General features: G+C 43.7%; 13 protein-coding genes and 1 tRNA gene. 9 read left to right on the top strand and 5 right to left on the bottom strand.

Annotated elements, in window-relative coordinates; all coding sequences use genetic code 11:
* Positions 1-88 precede the first annotated feature (88 nt).
* Positions 89-1,792 (top strand): DNA mismatch repair endonuclease MutL, encoded by a 1,704-nt coding sequence (gene mutL / locus WC958_02260; GenBank protein MFA5629071.1) that lies wholly within the window; start codon positions 89-91, stop codon positions 1,790-1,792.
* Between the two features lie 247 nt (positions 1,793-2,039).
* Here mutL and pyrE read toward each other — a convergent pair whose 3' ends face one another.
* Together pyrE and lepB are read right to left on the bottom strand one after the other, a co-directional pair.
* The gene (pyrE, locus tag WC958_02255) at positions 2,040-2,612 is read right to left on the bottom strand and encodes an orotate phosphoribosyltransferase (protein MFA5629070.1); all 573 of its coding nucleotides are present in this window, start codon (positions 2,610-2,612) and stop codon (positions 2,040-2,042) included.
* A 1-nt stretch (position 2,613) separates the two neighbouring features.
* On the bottom strand, positions 2,614-3,201 hold the full coding sequence (lepB, locus tag WC958_02250) for a signal peptidase I (GenBank protein MFA5629069.1): 588 nt from the start codon (positions 3,199-3,201) through the stop codon (positions 2,614-2,616).
* A gap of 99 nt (positions 3,202-3,300) precedes the next feature.
* Between lepB and WC958_02245 the strand changes: the two genes are divergently transcribed.
* The 5 genes from WC958_02245 (at position 3,301) to ribE (ending at position 7,688) form a co-directional block, all read left to right on the top strand.
* On the top strand, positions 3,301-4,047 hold the full coding sequence (locus tag WC958_02245) for an SIMPL domain-containing protein (protein MFA5629068.1): 747 nt from the start codon (positions 3,301-3,303) through the stop codon (positions 4,045-4,047).
* 180 nt (positions 4,048-4,227) lie between these two features.
* Positions 4,228-5,322: a bifunctional diaminohydroxyphosphoribosylaminopyrimidine deaminase/5-amino-6-(5-phosphoribosylamino)uracil reductase RibD gene (gene ribD, locus WC958_02240; GenBank protein ID MFA5629067.1), complete on the top strand. Its 1,095-nt coding sequence runs from the start codon at positions 4,228-4,230 to the stop codon at positions 5,320-5,322.
* A 4-nt stretch (positions 5,323-5,326) separates the two neighbouring features.
* The gene (locus WC958_02235) at positions 5,327-5,971 is read left to right on the top strand and encodes a riboflavin synthase (GenBank protein MFA5629066.1); all 645 of its coding nucleotides are present in this window, start codon (positions 5,327-5,329) and stop codon (positions 5,969-5,971) included.
* 22 nt (positions 5,972-5,993) lie between these two features.
* A complete protein-coding gene (locus tag WC958_02230; protein MFA5629065.1) occupies positions 5,994-7,190 on the top strand; it encodes a bifunctional 3,4-dihydroxy-2-butanone-4-phosphate synthase/GTP cyclohydrolase II in 1,197 nt (398 codons plus the stop codon).
* A 30-nt stretch (positions 7,191-7,220) separates the two neighbouring features.
* Positions 7,221-7,688, top strand: coding sequence for a 6,7-dimethyl-8-ribityllumazine synthase (gene ribE / locus WC958_02225; protein MFA5629064.1), 468 nt, complete (start codon positions 7,221-7,223; stop codon positions 7,686-7,688).
* Positions 7,689-7,697: 9 nt separating this feature from the next.
* On the opposite strand, the gene WC958_02220 is transcribed toward ribE, so the two are convergent.
* On the bottom strand, positions 7,698-7,949 hold the full coding sequence (locus WC958_02220) for a translation elongation factor-like protein (protein MFA5629063.1): 252 nt from the start codon (positions 7,947-7,949) through the stop codon (positions 7,698-7,700).
* 155 nt (positions 7,950-8,104) lie between these two features.
* Here WC958_02220 and WC958_02215 point away from each other — a divergent pair, with 155 nt between their 5' ends.
* From WC958_02215 to WC958_02205, 3 genes are all read left to right on the top strand, one after another.
* Positions 8,105-8,329, top strand: a complete 225-nt coding sequence (locus WC958_02215) for a hypothetical protein (protein MFA5629062.1) — start codon at positions 8,105-8,107, stop codon at positions 8,327-8,329.
* Between the two features lie 20 nt (positions 8,330-8,349).
* Positions 8,350-8,967 carry a biotin transporter BioY gene (locus WC958_02210; GenBank protein MFA5629061.1) on the top strand — a complete coding sequence of 206 codons (618 nt, stop codon included), beginning with the start codon at positions 8,350-8,352 and terminating at the stop codon, positions 8,965-8,967.
* Between the two features lie 55 nt (positions 8,968-9,022).
* Positions 9,023-9,099, top strand: a tRNA-Val gene (locus tag WC958_02205).
* Here WC958_02205 and WC958_02200 read toward each other — a convergent pair.
* A complete protein-coding gene (locus tag WC958_02200; GenBank protein ID MFA5629060.1) occupies positions 9,087-9,383 on the bottom strand; it encodes a hypothetical protein in 297 nt (98 codons plus the stop codon). The genes WC958_02205 and WC958_02200 overlap by 13 nt on opposite strands.
* Before the next feature lie 159 nt (positions 9,384-9,542).
* Positions 9,543-11,633, bottom strand: coding sequence for a hypothetical protein (locus WC958_02195; protein ID MFA5629059.1), 2,091 nt, complete (start codon positions 11,631-11,633; stop codon positions 9,543-9,545).
* Positions 11,634-11,894 lie beyond the last annotated feature (261 nt).

The raw sequence follows: 11,894 nt of genomic DNA, 5'->3' as shown, positions 1-11,894 counted from the left end.
TGAAACAGTTTATTGTGGCGGTTTTGAATCTACCGCGCTGGTTTTAAGCCGTTATTGACATTTATTTAACGGTTTTTGGGAGCGGAAAATGGCGATAAAGGTATTAAAAAACGAGGTTATTAATAAAATCGCCGCCGGAGAGGTGGTCGAACGGGCTTCTTCGGTTGTAAAAGAACTGGTGGAAAACTCGTTGGATGCCGGGGCGACACAGATAACGGTTGATGTTGTTGCGGGGGGCTTATCTTTAATCAGTGTTACCGATAACGGCAGCGGCATTCCTTCCGATGAAATCGAACTTGCTTTTAAAAGACATGCCACCAGTAAAATCTCCGGTTTTGAAGATCTCTTTAGCAGTGCCAGCCTTGGGTTTCGCGGAGAAGCGCTGCCCAGTATCGCATCTGTTTCAAACGTGGAAATAACATCCCAATACAAAGACGAAGATTCCGGGACATTTGTCGAGCTTGAAGGAGGGGAGGTTATTAAACGGCAAAAACAGGCGCGTTCGCAAGGGACGACAATCGCAATCAAAAATCTTTTTCGTAACGTTCCTGCCAGGTTGAAGTTTATAAAATCCAAAACAACCGAAAACAGTTATATTGCCAATGTTGTCAGTCAATATGCGCTGGCTTATCCCGAAGTGCGCTTTACACTTTTTATTGACGGCCGCGAGAGTTTAAAAACGCCGGGAACCGGAAATCTAATCGATAGCATTAACGCCGTTTACGGTGTTGAAGTCGCCTCAAGTATGCTAACAATTGATAACACACCGGCTTATAATGCCGATAACACAGAAATTAAAATCAGCGGGATGGTCGCTTCACCTAAGATAAACCGTTCCGCCCGTAAATATATCAGCCTCTTTGTTAATCGCCGTTGGGTTGCCAACCGTAACCTTACTTGGGCGGTCGAAGAAGCCTATCACGGGCTGCTAATGACCGGGAAGCACCCGATTGCCGTAATTAATATCGAGGTTCCTTTTTCCGATGTGGATGCCAATGTCCATCCGACAAAAACCGAAGTCCGTTTCAAAAAAGAAAGCGATGTTTATTTAGCGCTTCAAAGGGCAATTCGCCAAGCGCTTGTAAATACCGCGCCGGTTCCTAAGGTCGGGGAAATAAGCGCTGCTTATCGCGGTCGGTCGCAAATAATTATTCCGCCCGAGCAAAGCCATATGGATTTAAAAGTGGTTTTAGAAGAAGAAGCCGAAACGGCGGTATTGTCATCGTTACCGGTTCTGCGTGTCTTAGGGCAACTGGCTGTCAGTTATATTATTGCTGAAGGACCGGAGGGGCTCTATATTATCGACCAACATGCGGCACACGAACGCGTAATGTTTGAAAAAATAACCAAGCAAAAAGAGCAGCAGGGGGTTGAGATACAGGGTCTATTGGATCCGGTTAGTATTGAGATTTTACCTACTCAGGATGCAATATTCAGCAAAAATTATACCCGTTTGGCGGAATACGGTTTTGATATCGAACCTTTCGGAAACAGAACCTATTTGGTTCGCGCCGTTCCGGCAATAATGTTCGGCAAAGATTGGCAATCTGCCCTTAACGAGCTTATTGATAAAATTTCCGAAAACAAAAGCGCCGATATAACGGAACATATTATTTCGACAATGGCGTGTCATAGCGCAGTGCGTTTTGGACAGACGCTTACAATGGAAGAAATGAAAGAACTAATCCGCTTGATGGAACAGGCGACACTCCCGCATGCATGTCCGCACGGCAGAACATCGATGATTAAAATTACCAAAAAACAATTGGAAAAGGAATTCGGAAGGGCGTAATTAATATTTTAAATTTCGGAAGATTCATCAGCATATTCTTTTAATGCCTCAACTTTGTCCAACATATCCAATTTATCTGCCTGCAAAAACACGGTGTTGATAGTAAAGTTGGCTGCATCGTTGCTAATTTGACGCTTCCCTAATAAGTTATCGATTTAAATTAAGAAGCTTCCGAAAAACCGATAACTGCGGTAATCAATTGCAAAAATCCCTTTATCATGCTAACATCGGTTTCCGATTGGCACCCTTACTTTAGCGGTTGGGTGCTTGTGCCGAGTTTAACAAGGGGAACGCCCGCTGTGCAAAGGGGGCAATTTTCCGGTTGGTAATTGATTGTTTTTGAGCGCAAGCAGCTAAAAAGCGGCGCCCCAAAATCGTGTTCTTGCTCGGAGCGGTCAACCAAAACACCGATACCGGCAACAATTCCGCCTTCCTCTCGAACAATATCAAGCACTTCCCTGACCGATTTCCCGGTAGTGAGGATATCGTCCACAACCAGCACCTTTTCGCCCGGTTTTATTCCAAACCCGCGTCTGAAAGCCCTTTTATCGCCTTCTTTTTCGGCAAACAAACTTCGAATCTTAAGCTGTCGGCCAACTTCATGGGCCAAAATAATCCCGCCGGTGGTGGGGCCTGCCACAGTTTCGATTCCGTATTCGGCAAAGTGCTTGCTAATCATCTCACATAACTGCTCCGTATAACCGGGGTGTTGTAAAACATGGAACTTTTCCCAGTAAACAGGGGAGTGCAGCCCGGAGGTTAGCAGGAAATGCCCCTCAAGAATAGCGCCCGCTTTTTTAAATATCTCTTCTGCGTTCATATCACCACCCAAAGGAATAATTTTGCACAAACCCGAAATCCGATAGCGGAGAGTAAGAAAACCAGGCCTTACCGACAATGTTTTTACGCGGAACAAACCAGCCCAAATGGGAATCTCCGCTGTTATTGCGGTTGTCACCGAGTACAAAATAATAGCCTTCCGGGATTATGCCGCTTTTATAATTGTAAACAGGTTCATCAAGTATGTACGATTCATCAAGCGGAATTATATTTCCATCCGCCTGATGGATGTAAACAGTTCCATCTTTTATCTCGACAGATTCACCCGGAAGCCCGATAACACGTTTGATATAATCATTTTGCGAAGATAGGGGCGGGTCGAAAACAATAATATCACCCCTGTCGGGGCCGGAAAATAAATAAGAAACCTTATTTACAAGTATTCTTTGCCCGTGGCTTAGGCTCGGTTCCATACTGGAGCCGTCTACAATAGCTTTAGTGGCAAAAGTTTGAATCAGTAAAAAAATGGCAAGCGCTACCGCGAGTATCCCGATAAACTCGAGGAACATGTTTTTTGTACTGCTTGAACCGGGTAAATTACTTTCCAAAACAACAAAATTATAAACCATTTGATACCGCTTGCCAAACACTTGCAAACGTTTTACAGTTTAATAGCCATAGCAGTATAATTTAAGAAGCAAGAAATATTTGAGATAGGAGCAGATGCCATGAAAAAGTTGAAGGTTATTGGTGCGTTAGTATTGTTGATTCCGCTTATAATCGGTTTTGTCGGCTGTGATATGTACGACAATACCGAGAGTGAGGTCTTGTCCAATATCCAGAGTAATCAAAATATTGGTATTGCCGTAACCGCGACCGGTGAAGTTAAAGTTACCCCGGATATTGCCTTGGTTAATATCGGCGTTTCGGTGAGAATGAAGACATTGGCCGAAGCGCAGGAACAGGCGACACAATCAATGGCTGCTGTTGTTGGCGCTTTGGATAAACGCAAAGTTGCCAAGGAAGATATTCAAACGATTCGATATAACATACAGCCCGTCTGGGATTGGGTTAACGGTGAAAGCGTGTTTGCCGGGTACAGTATTGAAAATATGGTAAAAGTTAAAATAAGAAATATGGATGCAATCGGGGATATTATTGATGACGCTGTTTCTGCCGGTGGGGAATACGCGGTTGTTAACGGTGTTAGTTTTGCAATTGAAAATCCGGATGCTTATTATGACACCGCACGCGCAGCAGCCATGACTAAAGCTAAAGATAAGGCCGCCCAGTTGGCAAAAACCGCCGGAGTCAAAGTCGGTAAGCCGATTAGTATTAGCGAAAGCACTAATTATTATTCAATTGACAGGCAAGATATGGGATGGCTTGAAGCAGATGGCTCTAAAGGTACCGCAATCAGTGCCGGAGAGTTAACCGTTTCCGTAACCGTTCAAGCTGTTTACTCAATAATTTAATTATCGTTTTATCTGTTTTCTTAAAGGGGCACGAAATAATCGTGCCCCTTAACTTTTTTGAAACCCTTAAATATCTTTTATAATGGCTTAGTGTATTGTTTAGGGGAGAAAAACCTGCAAAACAGCGCTTTATTTCTGCGGTGTTTGCACTTATAAAAAAGAGAATGCTAGAATGGTACTATGGAATATATGGAACAAGCACTGTCAATGGCAAAGTTGGCGTTGGGGCAGGCCAGCCCGAACCCGGCTGTCGGTGCCGTTATAGTCAAAGATAACGAAATCGTCGGGAGCGGATATACACAGCCCCCCGGTTCTGCGCACGCCGAAATTGTGGCGTTGGAACAGGCAGGGGAGAATGCGCGCGGCGGGGTGATGTATGTTACCCTGGAGCCTTGTCATTATTTTGGACGTACTCCGCCTTGTACAACCGCCATTATTGAAGCCGGAATCACCGAGGTTCATATCGCCATGCTTGATCCGAACCCCCTTGTAAACGGCAAAGGCAGAGATGTTCTTGAAAATGTCGGCATTAAAACGTTCCTGGGCGAACAGGAAGCAAAGGCAAGGGTAATTAATGAAGCGTATATCAAATACACACTTACCGGACTGCCGTTTATTACTGTAAAGTATGCGATGAGTCTCGATGGCAAAATTGCAACATTTACCGGTGATTCGAAATGGATTAGCGGAGAAGAATCGAGGCATTTTGTCCACAATTTGCGTTATAAACACGATGCAATTATGGCAGGCGTAAAAACGGTGCTGGCAGACGATCCGCAGCTTACCGCCAGATGCGGCAGCGGCAGGGGCGGGACGGCGAAAACCCAGCCGCTAAGAATAATAATTGACGGAATGGTTCAAACCCCGGTAACGGCCAAGGTTTTTACGGAGCCGGGTAAAACCTTAATTGTAATAGCAAGAAAAGCAACCGAACAAGAAAAAGAAGCCTACCGCAATGTCGGAGCCGAGATTTTAGAAATCCCGTCGGAAGACGACTACATCGAATTGGAAAAACTGATGGTTGAATTGGGTAAGCGGCAAATTATGAGTGTTTTGGTTGAGGGAGGCAGTATCCTTTTTGGTTCACTCTTTGACCAGAAATTGGTTGATAAAGTTGTTGCTTTTGTAGCGCCGATAATCATCGGCGGCGGTAAAGCTAAAACCGCAATCGGCGGCAAGGGTGTGGAAAAGATTATGGATGCGGTTAAGCTTAAGAATTTGCGTGAAGAGCAGTTTGGCAAAGATATTATGTTTATGGGCTATGTAGAGGAATGACGCTATGTTTACGGGAATTGTCCAAGAAATTGGTATTATAAAAGAAATAGCACCCAACAGTAACAGGATTACGGTTATTGCGGGGAAGGTTACCAAAAATATGCAGCCGGGTGAAAGTATTGCGGTTAACGGCGCTTGTCTGACTGTTGCCGAGTTTACCGAAAACACCTTTACCGTTGATGTAATGCCGGAAACCTTAAAAAGGACAACCCTGAAACTGCTTAAAAAAAACGACGAAGTTAACCTTGAGCGCGCATTAACGTTAGACGGTTTGTTGGGCGGGCATTTGGTTCAGGGGCATGTTGATGCGACCGGTTCAATAGTTTCTATTAAAGACGAAGGCGGCGCTTACGTTTTTAATATCCAAACATCTCAAGAAGTGATGACCTATGTTGTCGAAAAGGGTTCAATTACCGTTGACGGAATCAGCTTAACGGTGACCAACAGAACCGATTCGTCTTTTGATGTTTCTATCGTTAATTTCACGATGGAAAATACCACTATGTCTAACCGCAAGGTTGGGGATTTGGTGAATTTAGAAGCCGATGTTTTGGCAAAATATATGGTTCAGTTCAAAAACAGGGGTGTCCCCGACAGTAACATCACGTTTGATTTTCTGCAGGAAAACGGTTTCTTATCTGCGGGATAGTCTTATTTTAAACGAGGAAAACATGGTTTTTTCAACTATTGATGAAGCAATTCAAGATATAAAAGACGGTAAATTTGTTATTATTGTTGATGACGAAGACCGTGAAAACGAAGGCGATTTAGCAATTGCGGCCGAAAAAATTTCGACCGAAGCCGTTAATTTTATGGTGAAATACGGGCGTGGGCTTGTTTGTTTACCGATTAAAGGCGAACGTTTGGATGAATTGGAAATACCGATGATGGTATCTCATAACACTTCCAGACATGCTACCGCCTTTACCGTATCAATTGAAGCCAGGCACGGGGTAACAACCGGAATATCGGCAAAAGACAGGGCTGAAACTATTAAGGCTGTCTTAAATCCGGAGACCAAACCTTCGGATATTGCCCGCCCCGGGCATGTTTTTCCGCTAAGAGCCAAAGAAGGCGGGGTGCTTGTCAGAGCCGGCCACACCGAAGCAATTGTCGATTTGGCTAAAATGGCAGGTCTTTATCCGGCCGGTGTAATATGCGAAGTAATGAGCGAAGATGGCTCGATGGCAAAGTTACCCGAGCTTAAAGAATTGGCTAATAAGTACGGAATTAAAATAGTGACCATTGCCGATTTAATCGCTTACAGACGCAGGCATGAAAAATTAGTGAGGCGTATGGCTGAGGCAAAGCTGCCCACTATTTATGGAGATTTTAAAATCCTTGCCTATAAAAGCGATTTGGATGTCGATCAACATATAGCGCTGACGATGGGAGATATGGAAAGCGATGAACCGATGCTGGTAAGGGTCCACAGCGAATGTCTTACCGGTGATGTTTTCGGCAGTTTACGTTGTGATTGCGGGGAACAATTAAGCGTGGCGCTCAAAATGATTGCCGAAGAAAAACGCGGGGTGCTTCTGTATATGAGACAAGAGGGGCGCGGGATTGGGATTCACAATAAAATAAGCGCTTACGAATTGCAGGATAACGGAATGGATACCGTTGAAGCAAACCTCTCTTTGGGTTTCCCCGCCGATTTAAGAGATTACGGTATCGGGGCGCAGATTCTTAATGATTTAAAATTAAATAAGATTCGCTTGTTAACCAATAATCCGAAAAAAGTGGTTGGGCTTGAAAGCTACGGGCTGGAGGTTGTCGAAACGGTGCCGATAGTTATAAAATCAAACCCGTACAACAAGTGCTATCTGGATACCAAAAAAGAAAAAATGGGCCATTTATTGGATTAATAAACGGCATTAAAATTGTTGGAGGCTGTAATGAACAAAAGTTTTGAAGGGATGCTGCTTGGCAAAGGCCTTAAGTTCGGAATTGTTGTTTCGCGTTTTAACGAGTTTATATCGAGTAAATTACTTGACGGCTGCAAAGACGCGCTCATAAGACACGAGGTTGCCGAAGATGATATCTATGTGGCATGGGCCCCCGGTTCATTTGAGATACCGCTCGTAGCCCTTAAAATGGCAAAATCGCAGAAATATGATGCTGTTATATGTTTGGGTGCCATTATACGGGGCGGGACCCCCCATTTTGATTATGTTGCGTCAGAGTTCACCAAGGGCATTGCTAAGGTTGCCTTGGATACCGGGCTGCCGGTGATAAACGGAGTCATTACCGCAGATAACCTGGAACAAGCAATCGAACGAGCAGGCACTAAGATGGGTAACAAAGGCTTTTCCGCAGCTTCAAGCGCCATTGAAATGGCCAATTTACTTAAGGAATTGGATTAATAAAAGGCGTTAAATAACTTTGTAGACCGTATCGCCCGGGCGAACACGTTCGGAGACTTTGATGCCGACCGATTCGCCGGCTTTGGCGGATTCAACGGAGTTGTTGTCGAGTTGCATTGAAGAGATAACCAATTCCATTTCCGTTGTGTGTCCTTTGATTCGTATTGTGTCGCCGACACTTAGTTTATCCGAAAGTTCGATTCCGGCAACAACGGGGCGGGCGAAGAAATCGGAAACAACGCCGACTTTAATCTCAGACATTTCACACCTCCTTGTCTGATATTTCTAAGTCCAGTATATGATACGGGTGCCCCCAAAGCAATAGATATCGGCTTAATTTTTTGACATATTGGCCTTTGTCACTTATAATTACCCTGTTTTATTTACCGAGTTTACCGAATATTTGAGGTTATAAATTGGCTAAAGATAACCAGAGCGATACCAAACAACTGGCTGAAAGCATAGATAAGCTGGAGCGTCGTCTTGATATGATAGATCGCCGCCTTGATGATATCGACAGCATGGTGTCAGCTGCAATCGAAAGGGTTATGAGCCAGCCGGCAATATTGTTATTGAATTGTCCGAACTGCGGGAAAAATATTGAGATATCCCTAGTCGGTGTTAAGAAGCCCGGCGTATAACCTTAATTCTGGAGGTTTAAATGCAATTAGTATCAGCAATTGATAGAACAAGATATAATATTTTTGAATGGCGCTATAATTTAAGCATTCCGATGAAGCTCGTTATGGCTGTTGCCATGGCGGTAATGACTGGTTTGCTTGCTCAAGTGAGGGTGTTCGTAGAGTGGAGCCCGGTTCCTATTACCGGACAGACACTTGCCGTGCTGCTTGCCGGTGTTTTGCTTGGCAGACGCTGGGGCGGTGCCAGTATGGCAATCTATGCCGTTTTGGGCGTGGCAGGTGTGCCTTGGTTTACCGGTTGGACCAGCGGGCTGGGAGCTACCGGCGGATACCTGATTGGGTTTATTTTAGCGGCTCTGTTTATCGGTTACGTAACCGATAAATATATTAAATCCAGATATTTTCTTAGCATGCTCGGTGTAATGATGCTTGCTTCTGCTGTTCTTATCTATGTACCCGGAATTATATGGCTTGCTTTATGGCTGAAGGCAGTTACCGGTACATCGTTCGGTATTATTCCTTTGTTTACAATGGGGGTTATTCCTTTTCTGGCGGGCGATGCCGTAAAATGTGTTACCGCCGCCATAATTACTAAAACAGTAATACCCAAAAAGGATTACGGTACCTGTAACGACTAGGTGAGTTTTTTTGCCATATCGGTTATAATTAGTAAAATTATTTGTCCTCACATTGGGGCGGTTAGCTCAGTTGGTTAGAGCGCTGCGTTGACATCGCAGAGGTCATTGGTTCAAATCCATTACCGCCCACCATAGTGTACTGTAGGGAGAACCGTATTTTTCATATTTACCTCGCCTTTTGGTATGGGTATCGTGTATTCAATGTGAGCTTCTTCTCTTTTAATTGTTGCGCTTTTAACAAAGCTTGCGATAAAAGCTCTTCTTTCGGTCATCTCGCCGGAATCCAAAAGCGCTCGTAGATCTTCAATGTAACTTTTGACGATTTTGGTATCAGCTAGCGTAACCTTTCTGTCTGAAAGACTACTTTCGAGTTCAAGGCGTTTAGTGGCGAGGATGTCTTGTTCGTTTCTGTCCAAATGCCAACGGCAGTTGTAAGCCCAATGACAACATCTCGATGAAAAATGATGATTCCAGTTCCCCAAAAACCAATACCGGGTCACCGCCGGAGTTGGCAAAATACAACATGCTCAGGCTACATAATTAACCTAAGCATGCTAAAACCTCATATGTTCGAATTATTGTCTTGCCGTTGAAATTTTGATGACAACTAATGTGGCTCCATGCTCTTGCGTCGTAAATTTTCCCAGTTCTTTGTCAAAAAGCCCTATAATTATACCGTAGTCAAGAGATGCATTGGGCTTGTCCGGAGAAAGTATTAATTGTGTGCTTGTTTCCATTTCGCCGTCATATCCCCAATACTTTTTCTTTATTGCATATTCGTAACCCGGCCGCTCGCCATGGACAGGAATCGGATCGCCAACGAGCACTTCAGCGTCTATCACGATATTTTTATCAATTTCTTCAAAATACATATACACATATAATATTTCACCGGTAATGCCCTCCGCCTCGCTAATACTAAAAGGCTGACTAGCGCTTATACTAAGAGAGACATCAATCTCAAATTCTTTATTATAAACTAGAACCGATGAGCGTTCGTTAGAATGTGAAGTAACCATTTTCTTGCCAATTACAACTGTCACATAGCCATCAGACGGGGCAATATTGGTAACCAAAAAATAAATATAACTATCACCACTTACTGTTATTTCTTCAGGTATGTGCGAAAGGACTCCGCCTTGAGTGACATCCAATTTACCGGGGCCCTCTGCCAGAACGTAAAGTACCTTTACGCCCGAAGTCGGCTCAATTGCACTTACAGAAATATCATAGGTCAAGTTGGGGTTTCCTTTAAGGAATACACCGTACAATGCCGTAGTATAACCACCGCTGACCTTTATCAGTTCATTCTTCCCTGATTCTATCAGGTTAAACTCCGAGCGAGGTGAAGCAATGCCATTATAAACATCGGGGTCTGGTGCAGGAGTATTAATTCTATTTGTGAATATAACGTCGTAGGCAAAATTTTCATACATTTCCGGAAGTGAAGAGCCATTGGAAATCAGGTATTTGTTCAGGTTTTCCAATGCGTTTCCGCTGCCTTCCATGACGCTTACAAAAAGTTCTTTAAAACTGAAGCCTTTATCAACCAGGAACTTAATAAAATGTGCGCTTTGATACATATGAAAGGTTGAGCTGCTTGCGAGCCCCGTTCGGAGGTAGTTATAGGGTAATTTATCAGATAAGCCGTAAGAAGTAGCAATATGAGCCGCGGCATAGTCGGCAGTTGCCTCCATAAACCAACGATTGGCAGCCATGGTGGCAAAAGTGACATATTGGTTTTGCACAGCGTGGAAAAGTTCATGGGCTGCTGTTTTAAGCAATTCTTGTTCATCGATATAAGTTATTGGGATTTCTATGTTTTTAGAAAACCAGCCCCATTCTGCTTCTTTATCTGAGCCCCATTTGTCGATATAAACCTTGGTATGTTCGGGCATTTTAAACCCCAATTCTCTGTAAGCCTTGCTGGCATCAAATAAACCTGTCCGGACAATTGAGGCATACTCATAAATTGGTTCTCCTGAAACAATTGAGCCGATTGGAGGGGCGTCTACATCTTTATTAAAATAGATAGTAAACCCTGGCAATGTTGATGTAACCCATTTACTATCGAAGCCAAATAGCGACCAAAGGCTAAAGTGGGAGGTTTTTATTGCCAAAACAGACCTGCTTTCATCAACTGTAAAGTCCACCTCCTGCCATGCACCGTATTCTTCATCGTAATAAGCTACTGCCAGTTGTTGAGATATTTCAAGCTCTTCGTTGAGCAAAGATGGGTCATAAGCAAATTCTATTTCAACCTCTCCGCCCAATTCGCCACCGGAAGAGGAGGTAATTTCATATTGATTTATTGGCAAAAATCCATCAAATTCATGCGCTGTTGGCTGCTCAACACTATTAATTTCAATTTTTGTCTCCGCCGAAAAAGTGTTTGCCGGAATTATAACTGTTACTTCATTATTAAGTGTAACGGAGTGCTCTTCACCCAGTTTGCCTGATACAATGTTACTGGTAGTATTGGCCAAAGTGCCGGTGGATTTTGTTGATGTGGCTTTGGATGTCGTTGTTCCTGATGTTGTCGTTTTCGAGCCTGATGAAATTGTAAAATCGTCTTTGCAGGCAGGCAGTAGTGTGGCGACAAGTATCATCAGGACCAGAATGGAGAATATTTGTATGGCTTTGGTGGAAAGTCCCTTTACAATCATAAGCAAAGACCTCCTTTAAATCAAACAAACCAGTATGACTGGAACAACAATGGTGATAACGGGACGAATAATTATAACCCGAAAGACATACAGAATGCTACGTGCGAAAGAACCAGTGCCTATTCTGTCCGGATAAAAATCCTTTTCTAGGGGGTGTGGGGGGTATACTTATGATAATATTCCGACGGAGACGACCAAACAGTAGGGCAGACCAATCTTTACGACATAAGTTTTGGTATTTGCCTTAGTCCTTGATTTTCT

The organism is Dehalococcoidales bacterium, from assembly GCA_041656115.1.
Lineage (GTDB): Bacteria > Chloroflexota > Dehalococcoidia > Dehalococcoidales > UBA5627 > UBA5627.
The sequence above is the reverse complement of the archived record's forward strand: the minus strand, read 5'-3'. Positions and strand labels throughout refer to the sequence as shown.

Bases quoted from the DNA above. Each gene is read 5' to 3' on its own strand.
- ribD (MFA5629067.1), top strand. From the start codon at position 4,228: ATGGAATATATGGAACAAGCACTGTCAATGGCAAAGTTGGCGTTGGGG.
- ribE (MFA5629064.1), top strand. From the start codon at position 7,221: ATGAACAAAAGTTTTGAAGGGATGCTGCTTGGCAAAGGCCTTAAGTTC.
- pyrE (MFA5629070.1), bottom strand. From the start codon at position 2,612: ATGAACGCAGAAGAGATATTTAAAAAAGCGGGCGCTATTCTTGAGGGG.
- WC958_02230 (MFA5629065.1), top strand. From the start codon at position 5,994: ATGGTTTTTTCAACTATTGATGAAGCAATTCAAGATATAAAAGACGGT.
- WC958_02220 (MFA5629063.1), bottom strand. From the start codon at position 7,949: ATGTCTGAGATTAAAGTCGGCGTTGTTTCCGATTTCTTCGCCCGCCCC.
- mutL (MFA5629071.1), top strand. From the start codon at position 89: ATGGCGATAAAGGTATTAAAAAACGAGGTTATTAATAAAATCGCCGCC.
- WC958_02235 (MFA5629066.1), top strand. From the start codon at position 5,327: ATGTTTACGGGAATTGTCCAAGAAATTGGTATTATAAAAGAAATAGCA.
- WC958_02245 (MFA5629068.1), top strand. From the start codon at position 3,301: ATGAAAAAGTTGAAGGTTATTGGTGCGTTAGTATTGTTGATTCCGCTT.
- WC958_02210 (MFA5629061.1), top strand. From the start codon at position 8,350: ATGCAATTAGTATCAGCAATTGATAGAACAAGATATAATATTTTTGAA.
- lepB (MFA5629069.1), bottom strand. From the start codon at position 3,201: ATGGTTTATAATTTTGTTGTTTTGGAAAGTAATTTACCCGGTTCAAGC.
- WC958_02195 (MFA5629059.1), bottom strand. From the start codon at position 11,633: ATGATTGTAAAGGGACTTTCCACCAAAGCCATACAAATATTCTCCATT.